This is a genomic window from Iodidimonas sp. MBR-22, from assembly GCF_029946565.1.
In the GTDB taxonomy this organism is placed as follows: Bacteria; Pseudomonadota; Alphaproteobacteria; order Sphingomonadales; family Rhodothalassiaceae; genus Iodidimonas; species Iodidimonas nitroreducens.
Map to the genome: position 1 here is coordinate 87,970 of NZ_JARKVQ010000007.1, position 15,455 is coordinate 103,424.

The 15,455-nt window shown below is 58.2% G+C and carries 14 protein-coding genes; 12 read left to right on the top strand and 2 right to left on the bottom strand.

The features are described 5' to 3' along the window. Nucleotides 1–18 precede the first annotated feature (18 nt). From QK300_RS07150 to QK300_RS07165, 4 genes are all read left to right on the top strand, one after another. On the top strand, nt 19–795 hold the full coding sequence (locus tag QK300_RS07150) for a SapC family protein (RefSeq protein WP_281301019.1): 777 nt from the start codon (nt 19–21) through the stop codon (nt 793–795). A 14-nt stretch (nt 796–809) separates the two neighbouring features. Then, entirely contained in the window at nt 810–1,532 is a 723-nt protein-coding gene (locus tag QK300_RS07155) for a DUF6445 family protein (protein WP_281301020.1), read from the top strand. Nucleotides 1,533–1,593: 61 nt separating this feature from the next. Then, on the top strand, nt 1,594–3,153 hold the full coding sequence (locus tag QK300_RS07160) for a sodium/sugar symporter (protein ID WP_281301021.1): 1,560 nt from the start codon (nt 1,594–1,596) through the stop codon (nt 3,151–3,153). Nucleotides 3,154–3,301: 148 nt separating this feature from the next. Continuing rightward, complete coding sequence (locus QK300_RS07165; protein ID WP_281320829.1) at nt 3,302–5,062, top strand: thiamine pyrophosphate-requiring protein; 1,761 nt, start codon at nt 3,302–3,304, stop codon at nt 5,060–5,062. Here QK300_RS07165 and QK300_RS07170 read toward each other — a convergent pair. Then, a complete protein-coding gene (locus tag QK300_RS07170; protein WP_281301023.1) occupies nt 5,036–6,673 on the bottom strand; it encodes an AMP-binding protein in 1,638 nt (545 codons plus the stop codon). The genes QK300_RS07165 and QK300_RS07170 overlap by 27 nt on opposite strands. Nucleotides 6,674–6,839: 166 nt before the next feature. Here QK300_RS07170 and QK300_RS07175 point away from each other — a divergent pair, with 166 nt between their 5' ends. After that, on the top strand, nt 6,840–7,295 hold the full coding sequence (locus QK300_RS07175) for a MarR family transcriptional regulator (protein ID WP_281301024.1): 456 nt from the start codon (nt 6,840–6,842) through the stop codon (nt 7,293–7,295). Between the two features lie 27 nt (nt 7,296–7,322). On the opposite strand, the gene QK300_RS07180 is transcribed toward QK300_RS07175, so the two are convergent. After that, nucleotides 7,323–8,525: an OsmC family protein gene (locus tag QK300_RS07180; RefSeq protein ID WP_281301025.1), complete on the bottom strand. Its 1,203-nt coding sequence runs from the start codon at nt 8,523–8,525 to the stop codon at nt 7,323–7,325. Between the two features lie 375 nt (nt 8,526–8,900). Here QK300_RS07180 and QK300_RS07185 point away from each other — a divergent pair, with 375 nt between their 5' ends. The 7 genes from QK300_RS07185 to QK300_RS07215 are packed head-to-tail and all read left to right on the top strand — an operon-like array spanning nt 8,901 to nt 15,446. Beyond that, nucleotides 8,901–9,968: a 2Fe-2S iron-sulfur cluster-binding protein gene (locus QK300_RS07185; protein ID WP_281301026.1), complete on the top strand. Its 1,068-nt coding sequence runs from the start codon at nt 8,901–8,903 to the stop codon at nt 9,966–9,968. Continuing rightward, nucleotides 9,968–10,936 carry an SDR family oxidoreductase gene (locus QK300_RS07190; RefSeq protein ID WP_281301027.1) on the top strand — a complete coding sequence of 323 codons (969 nt, stop codon included), beginning with the start codon at nt 9,968–9,970 and terminating at the stop codon, nt 10,934–10,936. The genes QK300_RS07185 and QK300_RS07190 overlap by 1 nt, the downstream gene beginning before the upstream one ends. Before the next feature lie 4 nt (nt 10,937–10,940). Continuing rightward, complete coding sequence (locus tag QK300_RS07195) at nt 10,941–11,654, top strand: Phenylacetic acid catabolic protein (protein ID WP_281301028.1); 714 nt, start codon at nt 10,941–10,943, stop codon at nt 11,652–11,654. A 36-nt stretch (nt 11,655–11,690) separates the two neighbouring features. After that, nucleotides 11,691–12,755, top strand: a complete 1,065-nt coding sequence (gene gtdA / locus QK300_RS07200) for a gentisate 1,2-dioxygenase (protein WP_281301029.1) — start codon at nt 11,691–11,693, stop codon at nt 12,753–12,755. Then, complete coding sequence (locus tag QK300_RS07205; RefSeq protein WP_281301030.1) at nt 12,752–13,327, top strand: hypothetical protein; 576 nt, start codon at nt 12,752–12,754, stop codon at nt 13,325–13,327. The genes gtdA and QK300_RS07205 overlap by 4 nt, the downstream gene beginning before the upstream one ends. 21 nt (nt 13,328–13,348) lie before the next feature. Beyond that, a complete protein-coding gene (locus QK300_RS07210; RefSeq protein WP_281301031.1) occupies nt 13,349–14,035 on the top strand; it encodes a fumarylacetoacetate hydrolase family protein in 687 nt (228 codons plus the stop codon). 10 nt (nt 14,036–14,045) lie between these two features. Further along, a complete protein-coding gene (locus QK300_RS07215; RefSeq protein ID WP_281301032.1) occupies nt 14,046–15,446 on the top strand; it encodes a CoA-binding protein in 1,401 nt (466 codons plus the stop codon). Nucleotides 15,447–15,455: the final 9 nt, after the last annotated feature.

The window sequence follows — 15,455 nt, forward strand, 5'->3', positions numbered from 1 at the left end:
AAGGGGGGATGATCGATCATGACAGCACTCACCGCGCTCCATCCCGGGCATCATCGCAGCCTGCGGGTCGATCCCGATCAGGTGGAAGCCCATAGCGCCAATGTGCGGATGATACCGGTGGTGATCCAGGAATTTCTGAAGGCGGCAACGCAATTTCCCCTGCTTTTCACTAAAAATGCCGAAACCGGGCAGTTTACCGCCATCGCCCTGTGTGGGTTCGATGAGGGGGAAAATCTGTTTTGGCGGCAGGGGGAATGGGATGCGCTTTATGTGCCTTTGAATGTGCAGCGCCAGCCTTTTTTTGCCGGTCGCCCGCAAAATATTGCCGAGGATCGATCCGATGCAGGCCATGATTTCGTTTTGTGCATCGATCCCAAAAGCCCCAGCCTTGGCACCGAAAAAGGGGAAGCCCTGTTTGATGCGGCGGGCGCCCCCACGCCTTATCTGCAATCGATGCAGGATATTCTGGCCCAGCTTGTCGCCGGTGAGGCGGCCACCCGGGCCTTCATCGAAAAGCTGGTGCACCATAAGCTGCTCACCCGTCTGGCCCTTGAAATCACTTTGGATGACGGCGAGCAGATGAAGGTGCAGGGGGTTTATACCATTGATGAGGATGCGCTGGAGGCGGCCCCGATTGCGGTGATCGATGAACTGCGCCAGCAGGGCCATTTGCCTGCCCTTTATGCGATGATCATTTCGCTGGGGCATATTTTTGCTTTGGTGCAGCGGAAAAACAAGATGATGGCGCAGGCTGGCCAATGGTTTCAGCCCGATCCCGCCCAAAGCGCTTCCTGATGGCGGCGATGGCCATGCCTTCATCTTCAGGCCTGCAGCGGGGGGCGGCGATCAGCGGGATCATCGCCCATGAAAGCCTTGATGGCTATCGGGTTCTGGTGATTGATGATCTGCTCGATGATCCCGATCTTATGCGGACCGAGGCGACCACGGCCGGGCCTTATGATCGCGAGCCGGGCAATTATTATCCCGGTTTGCGTGCCCCGGCCCCCGCTGCTTATGGCGATTTTCTGGCGGGGTTCATCAGCCATCATCTGGCCGCACCCTTGGGCCTTCCGCTCGATACACCCCCCTTGGCGGTGCAATGCCTTTTTTCTTTGGTGACTCAGGCGCCGGAAAGTCTGCTGCCCATTCAATCGATCCCGCATTTCGATAGCAGCGATCCCGGCCATATCGCGGTGGTGCATTATCTGTTCAAACAGGATTTTGGTGGCACCTCTTTTTATCGCCATAAAGGCACCGGCCATGATGCCATCACCACCCACCGCGCCCGCGCCTATCAAAAGGCACTGGCCGCCGATGCCAGCCGGATCGGCCTGCCAAAGCCGGGCTATATGGGGTCTGATAGCGCCCTTTTCGCGCGCACGGCACAGATTGCACCGCGCTATAATCGGGCGGTGGTTTATCCCGGCTGCCTTTTGCATGCGGGCGATATCGGTGGGGCCTTTGGCTTCTCATCCGATCCCCTGGAAGGACGGCTTACGATCACATCCTTTCTGAGGTTTCCATCATCATGAACGATTGTTATACACAGCGTTTAAAAATCATATTTATGCAGCCATATAAAGGATATCATGGATGCTGAGCTCATTGGATTATGGTGTTCTGGCGGTTTATGCGATCGCTATTTTTTCTCTGGCGCAATATGTTTCGCGCGAAAAAGCGGGCCATCAAAAAGATAGCGGCGATTATTTTCTGGCCGGAAAAAGCCTGCCATGGTGGGCCATCGGGGCATCTTTGATTGCCGCCAATATCTCGGCGGAACAGATCATCGGCATGTCGGGCTCGGGCTATGTTCTGGGGCTGGCCATTGCCTCTTATGAATGGATGGCGGCGATCACCCTGATCATCGTGGGCAAATATTTTCTGCCGATTTTTCTGCGCAATAATATCTCGACCATGCCGCAATTTCTGGAAAAGCGCTTTGATCACCGGGTGCGGGTGGTGCTGGCGGTGTTCTGGCTTGGGGTTTATGTGTTTGTCAATCTCACGGCCGTGATCTGGCTGGGCGGTTTGGCAATCCACACGGTGACCGGGGCCGATCCGGTGCTAAGCCTTGTGGGTTTGGGGATTTTTGCCGGGGCCTATTCCCTTTATGGCGGGCTGAAAGCGGTGGCGCTGACCGATATTTTCCAGGTGGTTCTGCTGGTGTTCGGCGGCCTTTTGATCGCCTATATCGCCCTTGATACCATCGCCGATGGCCGGGGCGTTCTGGCCGGTTTTGGCCTGCTGCTCGAACGCTTCCCCGAAAAATTCGATATGATCCTCTCGCCCGACAATCCCAATTACAAAGACCTTCCGGGCATTTCGGTGCTGATCGGCGGCATGTGGATCATGAATTTGTCTTATTGGGGCTTTAATCAATATGTCATCCAAAGGGCCCTGGCCGCCAAAAGCCTGAGCGAAGCGCAAAAAGGCATTGCCTTTGCCGCCTATCTCAAGCTGTTGATGCCGGTGATCGTGGTGCTGCCGGGCATGGCGGCGCTGATTTTGGCCCCCGATCTCAAAACCCCCGATCAGGCCTATCCGGCGGTGATGAGCCTGCTGCCCGCCGGGATCATGGGATTGGTTTTTGCAGCCCTTGTGGCGGCGATCATTTCCTCTTTGGGATCGATGACCAATTCCATCGCCACCATTTTCACCCTTGATATCTATGCCCCGATGCACAAGGCGGCGAGCCAGAAAAAACTGGTGATGATCGGTCGGATCGTCTCAGTTGCGGCGCTTGTGACAGCGATGATTACCGCCCGTCCTTTGCTGGGGCAGTTCGATCAGGCTTTCCAGTATATTCAAGAATTTACCGGCTTTTTCACACCCGGTATTGTGGTGATCTTCTTGCTGGGGATGTTCTGGCCCAGGGCCAATGCCGCAGGCGCGCTTAGCGGGGCCATCGGTTCGGCGGTTTTATCGCTGGGGCTGAAGCTGTTCTGGCCCGCTTTGCCCTTCATCGATCGGGTGGGGCTGGTGTTTTTGCTGTGCCTTGGGATCGCTGCCGTTGTTTCGCTGGCTTTCCCCGATAAAACCCCGGCATCCCAGATCGAATTGGGCGATGTGGATTATAAAACCAGCGGCAGCTTCAATGTGGCAACCATTGGGGTGCTGCTGATCCTGACCGCGCTCTATGCGGTCTGGTGGTAATTTTTGGGGCGAAGCCAGAGTCCTGACACCGGGATTTCACAGATCGATCAATAAAATCCTTGCTGTCCTAAATATGTTAGGTCACCATACAGTCTGTTGTTAATGGAATGTGCTTCTTTATGGGCATGGCCGATGGCAGGGGCTGATGATGCGTGATCAAAATCATGATAATTCGGGCATTCAGGATAAGCTGGATTTGCCGGTCGAAACCACGGCGGAAGCCCTGCTGGCGGTGATGAAGGCGCGGGGGATCGATTATCTTTTCGCCAATCCCGGCACCGATTTCCCGGCGATCATCGAAGCCTATGCCCGGGCACCGCAATCGGGGCTTTCCTTGCCCCAGCCCATTTTGGTGCCCCATGAAAATGCTGCGGTCTCGATGGCCCATGGCTATTATCTGGGCAGCGGGCGGATGCAGGCGGCGATGGTTCATGTCAGCGTGGGGTTGGCCAATAGCCTGTGTGCCCTGCTCAATGCCGCGCGGGAAAATGTGCCGATCTTTTTTGGCGCTGGCCGCACCCCGATCACCGAAAGCGGTTCGGCATCAAGCCGCGATGTGTCGATCCATTGGGGTCAGGAAATGTATGATCAGGCCGGGATGCTGCGCGAAGCGGTGGTTTGGGATTATGAATTGCGCCCCGGCACGGCGATGGAGACGATGGTGGATCGGGCCATGGCGCTGGCCACAAGCGATCCCGGCGGGCCGATTTATTTAGGGATGCCGCGCGAAACATTGGCGGAACCCGCAGCGACGCTGAAGATTTCACCCCACAGCCGGATCAGCCCGGCACGGGCCACGGGCATTGATCACAGCCAGATCGAGCAGGCGGCGCAGATACTGGCGGCCGCCAAAAATCCGCTGATCATCACCAGCCGGTCGGGTCGCGATCCCGATGCCGTGGCGGCTTTGGCGGATTTTGCCAGCATCGCCGCTTGCCCGGTGATTGAATATCGCGCCAATTATCTCAATCTGCCCTCTGATCATCCCATGCAGGCGGGCTTTGATTTCACCGCCGATTTTGCCGATCATGATGTTATTCTGGTGCTCGATACCCCGGCCCCATGGCTGCCCGCCCGCCATGATTGGCCGCACAAGGCGCTGGTCATTCAGATGGGCAGCGATCCTTTGGCGCAGGATATTCCGATCCGGGGCTTTTCGGCCGATCTGTGCCTTTTATGCCGCCCCGCTTTTGGCCTGCCCGCCCTTTCCCAAGCCTTTGCAAAGGCAGCCCAAGGCCAGCAAAAGGCCATCGATGCCCGCCGCGAAAAACGAAGCCTTGCCCATGAAAAGGCCCGCCATGAATTGAAGGCCCGGCTTTTGGGCAGCGATCCGCAAAAGCCCGAAATTCCCGCCCGGATGACGCCCGCATGGGTCAGCCATTGCCTTGATCGGCTAAAGCCCGAAGATGCGATCATCGTCAATGAAATCGGCTGTATCCGCCCGGTGATGCGCTTTACCCGCCCCGGCAGCTTTTATGGCCCCAGCAATGCGGGCGGTTTGGGCTGGGGATTGCCTGCATCTTTGGGGCTGAAACTGGCCCAGCCTGATCGCATGGTGATCTGCACCCTGGGCGATGGCAGCCATATGTTTGCCAATCCTGTGGCCTGCCATCAGGTCGCCGCCGCCCATAAGATTGCCACCCTCACCATTGTGTTCAATAATCGCCGCTGGAATGCGGTGAAAACGGCGACGGCCTCGGTCTATCCCGATGGCCATGCCATGCGCGCCAATCTGATGCCGATGACAGCGCTGGACCCATCCCCGGCGTTTCACGAGATTGCCAAAGCCTGTGGCGGCTATGGCGAGGAGGTGAGCGATCCCGCCGCGATGATGGGGGCGCTATCCCGGGCTATGGAAAAAGTGGCGGCGGGCGTGCCTGCTTTATTGAATGTCATCACCGAACATTGAGCCAAGGGCCGTGCGCCGGATCTTCCCCGATGGGGTGCGCGGCAGGCTTTCAACAAAAGCGATCCGGCGCGGGGCCTTATAGGGCGCGATGGATGCTTTTACATGATCGATCAGGGCGCGGGCATCTACCGCGCCCTGCTGATCGCTATCATCAGGCCGCAGCACCACCAAAGCCGCCACCAACTGCCCCCGGTCGGCATCGGGCAGGCCGGTGACAGCGCATATGTCCACCGCCGGATGGCTCATGAGCGCCTTTTCCACCTCGATGGCGGCGATGCTATGGCCTGATGACAAGATCATGTCATCGGCCCGGCCCTTGAACCAGATGCGCCCATCACGATCAAGGCGGCACAGATCGCCGGTCAGGGTCCAGCCATCCTTGATCACCCCCGCCTGATCGCGGGGATCAAGAAACTGCGCGCCTGTGGGCCCGCGCACCGCAAGGCGACCGGTGCTGCCGGGCCGAAGCGCGGCGCCTTCCTTGTCAAGAATTTTAAGTTCATAGCCCGGCACCGCCCGCCCGGCACAGCCCGGAATGCGGCTTTTTTCCTCGGATGCAATATAGGGCCCCAGCATTTCGGTAGACCCCAAAAGATCGAGAACAGGCACCCCGGTGCGGGCTTCCCAGCTTTCGGCAAGGGTCTGGCTCAGGGGTTCGCCCGCGGAAAAACAGCGCCGCAAGCTGGCCGTGGGTAAATTTGTTTTTGAGGCGAGCAGCCGAAAATAAACCGTGGGCACAGTGACCAGCATCGTCGGGCGATGGCGCACCAGATCATCGAGAAGGGCATCAGGCCTGCCATCGGGCGATAACAGGCAACAGGCCCCCGCCGCCAGCGGGCAGACAAATAAAAGCCCAAAACCATAAGCAAAACCAAGGGATGGGCTGCCAAAAACCAGATCCCCCGGCCCGGCCGCGAAAAGATGATCGCCAAAGCCCCGGGCGAGGGCGGCAATGGCCTTATGGCTGTGCACGGCGCCTTTGGGCCGGCCGCTGGTGCCGCTGGTGAATAAAATAAGGGCGGGATCATCGCCCATGCTGTTGATGGCCGTGAAATCTTGGCGAAAGGCGGCCGCTTCTATCAGCAGATCCGCATCAAGGATCAGCTTCAGGGGCGGCGTGGCGCTGTTCGCCATCGCTTTTTGCAGGGCCATATCAAGATTGGGATCCTGATCCGATCCGCATAAAACAAGGGCGGGCCGGGTACTGCTGAGCACATGATGCAATTCTGAAGGGCCGAGCAAAGGCGATCCCGGCACGGCAATCCCCCCGGCCAGAAAAATGCCTAAAAGGGCGGCCATCAAAAACGGGCTATTGGGGCTGCGCAGCACCACCCGCTGGCCCGGCAAAAGGCCGTATTTTTTTTGCAGCAGGGCAGCGAGGCTACAGGCCTTTTCATTCAGTTCATCGGCGCTCCAGCACAGATCATCGCTGCGGCACAAAGGCTCGCCCTTGGCTTTTTGAAAAGCCGCATCCAGTAAAAAGCGCCCCGCATTCAATCTTTGGGGAAAGTGCAGATGCGGCAGATCATAGATCAGATCGGGGGCCAAAGGGGGGCGCGGCAAGCGATCGAGCACAAAAGGATCAACCAAAGCTGTGGGGCGGGCGTGCATCGGGAAAATTGTCTCCTGCCCTTACAAATAAAAGCGGTGGGGATACGATATGGGGATAAAATCATTTGGGCAAGATGCGCATCAGATCAGTGCACGGCCTGCTTGCGCCTTTTGGGCATTTGCCTATGATGGTTGTTGAGATGATCATGGCGTGGAAGGATCGGGAATGCCGCCGAAACAGGCGCGGAAAAAAGCGCAGACACTTGATTTTTCAAGTCTTGACGATTTGTTCGGTTTTCGCCTGCGCTTGGCACAGGTCAAATTATTTCAACATTTCCGCGAATCTTTAGCCCCCCTGCAGATCACCCCGGGGCAGGCCGGGCTGTTGATTTTGATTCGCGATAATCCGGGTATTTCCCAATCCGATCTGGCCCGCGCCATGCAGGTTGAGCGGGCGACTTTAGGGCAAACCATCGAAGGGCTGGTGCGCCGCGATTTCATTGTGCGCAATCCGCGCCCGGGGGATCGCCGGGCTTATTCCTTGAGCCTGTCGGCGGCGGGGGATGCCTTCGTTGATCGGCTGATCCCCGCCATCCGTGCCCATGAAGCCGATGTGTCCCAAAAGCTGACTGCCATTGAATTTGATCGCCTGCGCAGCCTGCTGCAAAAATTCAATGGGTAGTCAACTGGGGGGGGAGCCTTAAAGACCCTATCCGGCCAGTGGTTGGACCCGGATTTTCAGTTTCAGGGCGGTGCGGCAGGCGGCGTGCAAAAAGCAGGTTTGCTCGGCCATGATCATCAGATGGGCAATCTCCGCATCGGGGGCATCGGATCGGATATGAACATGGCTTTGCACGGCTTTAGCGCTCGCCACTTCCATTGTGCCCGATGAAGCGCCGGGCAGGCTGAAGCGGGTATCCTGATGCAGGCTATAATGGCTGAGCGGCAGTTTCTTGATATGGGCAAAACGCCCGATCTGGGTGAGATAACAAAAAGCCAGACCCGCCGATAAATAGGCGAGCCCCGATGGCGCCCGACCGGTGCCGCCAAATTGCGGGGCGCTATCCCCCAAAAAGCGGAAAACGCTGCCGATGGGTTTATAAAGCTGCACCTTGTTTTCCAGCAGGCCATCGGACCGGCGATGGATCAGCCCGCGAATATGCAATTGGCGACTCTGATCCGCCTGAAGGCTGGTGCCCGCCCCGCCCTCAACGCCGAAAACAGCTTCCGTCTGGCTGAGCTTGGTGACGATATCATCGCGGACATCGGCGCAATCATCGGCTTTGATGCTGTCGAGGATGGCTTGGGGATTGGGCAGGCACGCGCCCGCAATGCGGTTTAAATCCTGAACCTCCAGCGCCTGATCATTGTGGTCGCAGAGAAATTCGCTGGCCAAAGCCGCGCGCAGCAGCGCATTGGCGGGGGCGGCCGAAACCGCATCGGCCACAAGCTGCATCAAAGCGGGACGATCCAGATCGGTTTTGGCGTTGATCACCAGAACCGGCGGCAGGGCGCTGCCGGTCATGGTGCCTTTAAGGGCTGAACCCTCCATGCCGTAAAAGCTATCAAGGCAAAGCTCCAGATCATCGAGCCGCACCCCGCGGGCATGGGCAAGGGTTTCGATTTCGCAAAAGAGGGAAAATCCCAGGCCGCTGTTGAAATAGGCCAAAGGAAAAGGGGCGAGATCGGTGCCATTGAGATAGGGGCCCTCATCACAGGCAAAATTCCAGATGCGCTGGCTGGCCGCATCCACCACCAGCGCCTGTTTTTGCATCCCTTCCATCGCCCCGGCCACGGTATGAAGATGAAGGGCGCTGGCCGATGATGATCCGCTCATCCATGGATCCAGCCCATCCACCGGCAGTGCCACGGGGCAGGCAAGGGGCATGTTCATCGTTTGGATGGATTTCAAAGCGGTTGCTCCTTTTGGTGGTCAGGCTTTCATGGGCTTTGGTTGATCGCTTCGGCAGATCATTATTTGTCATTATACCTTACAATATAATCTTGCCAAGCGCCTTGCGGCAGGGGTGCGGATTTCTTTTCGATCTTCGGTTCAACATTTTGTGATAACGCGCCATCATGCGCCGGACAAATCATGTGTAACTTTTTATATATACACATGATTTGTCAGAAACCTGAGAAAGTCATGTGAAATTATATTGTTTGTAACCCATACAATTGCTTGACAGGGCTGTCATCCCCTGACACCGTTGCATCTGCAATTCGGGAGCGAAAGGTCTTAAGAAGCTATCCGGTTGCGCGGATCATCCGAAAGGTTGTGTGCCACATGAATTTCACTGTTTCGATCAAGGACCGGGATGAACCGATCTCTGTTGAGATGGGGCGCACGATATTGGATGCCGCCATGCTGGCCGGGGGGCCGTTTCCCTATAGCTGTCGCTCGGGCAATTGCGGCACCTGCAAATGCCGGTTGCTTTCGGGTGAGGTGGAAATGTCGCCTTTTTCGGAATTTGCTTTGAGCGCAGATGAAGAAAAGCGCGGCTTCATTCTGGCCTGCCGGGCTGTGCCCTGGAGCGATTGTGAAATCGAACTGGCCGATGAAGATGACCAGATGGTGCATCCCATGCGCGATATGGCGTGCGTGGTGAAGGCCATCACCCCCCTCACCCATGATATCATAGGCTTGCGCCTTTCCATCCTTTCGGGCGGGCCCTTTACCTTTACGCCGGGGCAATTTGCCGATGTTGCCTTGCCCGATCAGCCAGCCCGAAGCTGGTCGATGGCCAGCCAGCCCGATGATGATTTCCTTGAATTTTATGTGCGGATTTTGCCCGATGGCCGGGCCAGCCGCTATCTGGCCGATCATCTGCAGCCGGGGGATCAGGTGCGGGTGAAGGGGCCATCAGGCACCGCGGCCCTGCGCGAGGAACGCCGTGGCCCTATCCTGGCGATTGCGGGGGGTTCGGGGCTTTCGCCGATCAAATCGATTATCGATAGGGCCGCAAAACTGGGCTGGGCCGAACCGGTGCATTTCTATTTTGGCGTCCGCGATGAACGCGATCTTTATCTTGTCGATCATTTTGAAGGTTTATGCGCGGCCCATCCCCATTTCCATTTCACCCCGGTTTTATCGGCCCCTTGTGATGCCGTGCTGAAGGCGGCGCAGCGGCGCTTTGGCCTTGTTACCGATATCGTGAAAGAAGACCTGCCGCATCTATCGCCCAGCGGCACATTGGAGGGGTTCACCGCCTATCTGGCCGGGCCGCCGCCGATGGTGGAAGCGGCGGAGCGGCTGTTGCCCGATCTGGGGATCGCCCCCAATGCCATCCATGCCGATGCTTTTTATTCCGAAGCCGATCTCAAAAAGGCTGATCTTGAAAAGGAGACGATCTGATGACCGATGATCTGCAATCGGATGGCCTTTTGGCCGGGCGTGTGGCGATCATCACCGGGGCCGGGCGGGGCATTGGCTATGCGGTGGCCGAACGCTTTGCGGCCTTGGGCGCGTCTCTTGTGCTGGTGGATGATGGCTCCGGCATTGATGGCCGCGATCCTGAAAAGGGCCTGATTGAACAGCAGCGCGAAGCCCTGATTGCCAAAGGGGCCGATGGCGCGCGGCTGGCGGCTTTGGAGATTGATATCGCTAGCCCCGAAGCTGCGGCCCGCGCGGTGGATCTGGCCATCACGCAATTTGGCGCTTTGGATATTGTGGTGAATAATGCCGCGATTTTGCGCGATGCGATGATTTTCAAGGGCGATCCGGCGGATTTTGATCGCGTGCTCGAGGTTAATCTGTCGGCGGCCTATTATCTGGCCCATGCCGCAACCCCCAAAATGCGCGAACAGGCGAAAGCCGGACGCCCGGGCGGCCGGCTGATCAATATGGTTTCATCCGCGGCATTTTACGGCAATTTCGGCGTTTCGGCCTATGCCAGCGCCAAGGCGGGATTGCTGGGATTGACCCGGGTCATGGCGCTGGAGCTTGAACGCGCGGGGATCACGGCGAATGCCATCATGCCTTTTGCTGCCACCCGGGTCACCGAAAGCCTGCCGCCGGTGACCGAACTTTTAAAGGAATACCGCGCCCGGGCCCTGCAGCTTCCCGCGCAGCCGGTGGCGGTGGCCTGTGCCTGGCTCGCCTCTGATCTGGGGGCCGGTATCAGTGGCCAATTGATCGGGGTGCGGGGCGGCGATGTGTTTTTGATGAGCCAGCCGCGTCCCATCGCCCATGCCATTGCCCGGGATCAGCCATGGGACGAGCAGGGCCTGGCATCGGCTGCGGCCACGAATTTTTCCGCGCATTATTTTGCCATTCAATCCGATCTCGATGCCTTTAACACCGACCCCATCATTCAAGGATAGGACCATGAGCACTCCCGATGTCGCTGCTGTGAAAACGATCGAAGATTTCGCCGATCAGCCCGAAGAATATAAAGACGCCATCAAAAAGCTGGTGCGCAGCCATGCCATCAATGAACTTTATGGCGCGCAGGTTTTTGATGAACCGGCCATTGCCCTTGCCCCCACGCCCTATGCCAAATGGCTGACCTGTCGGGTGGCCATGGAAGAATATGGCCATCATGTGCGGTTCAAGGAACTGGGCCAGAAGCTGGGCATGTCGGAAGCCGAACTGATGCCCGGTGGTGATAAAAAGCCCCTGTCGATTTTTGAATATCCCCTGAAAAACTGGGCGGAATTCTGCGTCATCAAGCTTTTGGCCGATCTGGCGGAAATTTTGCAGGTGGAAGATCTGTTGCATTGCACCTTCCATCCTTTGCGCAATCTGGCCCGGGCCACCATGCCGGAAGAAAAATTTCATGCCGATTTCGGGAAGGAATTTACCAGCGAAATGATCCGCACGCCCGAGGGTAAGGCCGCCATTCAGCAGGCGATCAATGATTATTTCCCTGTTTTGCCGGGCTTTTTTGGGCGGGATAACTCTAAAAACAACGAGATTTTCCGCAAATGGGGCATCAAATTACGCAAGAATGAAGATATGCGGGCAGATTATCTCAATCGGGCGCAGGCGCTGGTTGATGAATTGGGGCTGGAATTGCCCGACGTCTCACAAGCAGCCTGATTTGGCGTCAATCGGCGTGATGAAAGGGATCGTGCCATGAACGGCTCAGCGCATAAAAATGATCTGGCCGCCGCCCGCGAAGATTTCTATGGGCGGCTGAAGGGGCGCAATATTTCTGCCCTGTGGACGGTTCTGCACGATCTTGTCACCCCCCAGCCAAGGCCGGACATGGCGGCGGCCCATTGGGCTTATGCCGATGTGCGGCGCTATCTGATGGAAGCGGGGGACCTGATCACCGCCAAAGAGGCCGAGCGCCGGGCCCTGATCCTTGAAAATCCGGCTTGGCCCGGGGAATCGCGGATCACCCCCACCCTTTATGCCGCCATTCAGCTTGTATTGCCCGGTGATGTGGCCCCGGCCCATCGCCATAGCCAGTCGGCTTTGCGCTTCGTTCTGGAGGGCAGCGGCGCTTTTACCAGTGTGAATGGCGAGCGCACGCACATGCAGCGTGGCGATTTTGTGATCACGCCAAGCTGGACATGGCATGATCATGGCAATGAAACCGATCAGCCGATGATCTGGCTCGATGGTCTCGATATCCCGCTGGTTTATTTCATGAACGCAAGCTTTGCCGAGCAGGGCAGCGATGATCGTCAGACTTTGACAAAGCCTGAAAACGATGCCCCGGCGCGCTTTGGCAGCGGGCTTTTGCCGGTGGATTATGAGGCGGCGGCTTATTCGACTTCGCCGGTGTTCAATTATCCCTATGCCCGCAGCCGGGCGGTTCTGGAAAAACTGCGTGCCGCCGGTGTTGTCGATCCCTGCCATGGGATCAAGCAGAAATATGTGCATCCGGGCACCGGCGATTTTGCCATGCCGACCATCGCCACCTTTTTGCAGCTTTTGCCGCGCGGATTTTCCAGCAAGCCCTATCGCAGCACCGATAGTGCGGTTTTTGTGTGCGTTGAAGGGCGCGGCCACAGCCTGATCGGCGATCAGCGCTTTGATTGGGGGCCGAATGACCTGTTTGTGGTGCCCACTTGGGTGTCTGTGACCCATCATGCCGATGAGGACAGCGTGCTGTTCAGCTATTCTGATCGCGGGGTGCAGCAAAAGCTGGGCCTGTGGCGGGAAGAGCGCATAAGCGAGGCGCATCCATGAACGCTTTGGCCGCAGAGAAGGGGCACGCAATCGTGCGGGGGCTGATCAGCGATATGGAGGCGGCTTCGTGGTTTGCCGCTGTGGGGGAGCCCCCCACAAAGGGCGAGACGACAACGGCGCTGGCCTATTTGAAGGGCTTGGGCTTTTCGGATTGCGCGCTCTTTTGGATTGCCGATTGGGCGGAGGCCCGGGCGGCGGCAGAGCGCAGCGATTGGTCGCAAAGATGGTGGCAGCGCGAACAGACGGTTCAGTCTGAACTTTATGCGGCAGCCATGAACCATCTGGGGGACGCCCGGCTGCTGCCTTTATTGACCGAAATCACCGATAGCGCCACCCGGCTTTTGCACGGCCCGGCGGCGGTGGCGGCGGCGCGATCCGGCCATGCCGATGCCGGGATCATCCGGGCGGCGGCGGGATCGGCGGCGCAAAGCTGTTATCAGATGGCCTTATATGCCTTGGCGCCTCATGCTAAACAGGATGGGCAGGATCATCCCTTCGTGAGTAAATTCAGATTGTTCGAGGCGGGGCGTTGGCCGCTGACCATTGCCGCAAACACATTCCACATTTTTTAAGACAGAGACGGAAGGGACTTCATGACCTATGTTTTCACACCACCCGCCATTCCCAGTGTTGAAGTGTCCGGCACGCTGGAGCGCTTTCCCGTGCATCGGATTTATTGCGTAGGGCGCAATTATGCCGCCCATGCCCGCGAGATGGGCAAAGACCCCGAGCGCGATCCGCCGTTCTTTTTCTCAAAGCCCAATGATACCATCGTGCCGAATGGCGCTTCGGTGGCTTATCCGCCGGAAACATCCAATCTCCATCATGAGATTGAACTGGTGGTGGCGATTGGCAAGGGGGGCCAGAATATCCCCCGCGAAAAAGCGCATGAGCATATCTTTGGCTATGCCGTGGGTAATGACCTCACCCGTCGTGATCTGCAGCTTGAAGCCCGCGATAAAGGCAGGCCCTGGGATACCGGCAAAGGCTTTGATCAATCCGCGCCGATCACCGCCATTCGCCGGGCCAGCGATATCGGCCATCCCGAAAAAGGCCGGATCTGGATTTCCGTGAATGATCAGATCAAGCAGGATGGCGATCTTTCGGAATTGATCTGGTCGGTGACGGAAATCGTCTCGATCCTCTCTGGCCTGTTCAAATTGCAGCCCGGCGATCTCATCTTCACCGGCACCCCCGCAGGGGTTGGCCCGGTGGAGCGCGGCGATGTGATGACCGGCGGTGTTGAGGGTGTGGGCGAGCTTTCGACCCGCATTCTTTGAGGGGGCACGCATGAGCACAGCACAAGCCGGGCGCGATTTATCGGCTTTTTTCGCGCCGCGTTCGGTTGCCGTCGTGGGGGCAAGCGCACGCCCCACAAGCTCGGGCGGGGCGATCCTCCATATGATGGAGGAGGCGGGCTTTGCCGGTGCGCTTTATCCCATCAATCCCAAGGGGGGTGAGATGTTCGGGCGGCAGGCTCTGCCCGATCTGCGGGCGCTGCCCAGGCCTGTGGATCTGGTGGTGATCGCCATTCGCCCGGATTTCATTTTGGATGCCGTGGCCGAAGCCGCCGATACCGGGCATAAGGCCATCCTGATCCTGCCCGGCGGCTTTGCCGAAGCCGGTGCTGAAGGGGCCGAAAGACAGGCCGCCCTTGATGCTTTGGCCGAAAAGCACGATCTGATTATCGCCGGGCCCAATTGCGGCGGGATCATCAGTCTGGGCGATCAAACCCGGCTGGCCGCCACCTTTTTTCGCGATCTGCCCCCCGGTGGGCCGATTGCCTTCATTTCCCAATCCGGGGCGCTGGCCGAAGAGATGATCGCCCATGCGGTGGCCTGTCGGGTTCCCATGGGGCGCGTGGTATCCGTGGGTAATTCCATGCATCTGGGGGTGGAAGATCATCTGCGCCATCTGGGGGATGATCCCGAAACCGGGGCGATCCTGCTGTATCTTGAATCCGCGCGCGATATGGCCTCCTTGGCGGCCACGGCGCGGAGCGTTTCGCGCGAAAAGCCGATTGTCGCCCTTATCCCCGGTCGCACCCAAAAGGGGCTGGATGCCGCCAAGGCCCATACCGGGGCCAGCGCATCATCTGATGCCGCCATCGATGCCTTGTGCCGGGATGCGGGGATCGTGCGGGTGAAATCCCTGCGCGATCTGCAATTGGCGGCTCGGGGCTTGGGCTTTTTCCCCAAAGGCTTTGGCAAGCGGGCGCTGATCTTATCAAATTCCGGCGGGCCGGGGGTGCTGACCACCGATGAAGCCACCCTTTCGGGGCTTGATCTCGTGGATCTGCCCGCCCCCATGGCGGCGGCCTTGAAAGAAGCCCTGCCCAAAGAAGCATCGGTGCGCAATCCCCTTGATCTGCTGGCCGATGCCCGCGAAGATCGCTTTGGTGAAACGCTGGCCATCGCCATGGCGCACGGAGCGGCTTTCGATGTCATTTTGATGATCCATGTGGTGCCCTTCATGGTGGATGCCGATCCGGTGATTGCCCGCCTCGCTAAAGATGCTGCAGCCTGCGATCTGCCCCTGATGCACAGCATGATGGGCACATTGGAACAGCGCGATCGCTGGTTTGCCAGCATGGAACAGGCGGGTGTGCCGATGTTTTCCAATAGCGAGGATATGGCCCGCACGGCGGGGATTTTGGCCCAATGCCATGATGTACGAGAGAAGCAGGCTTAGTTGAAAGGA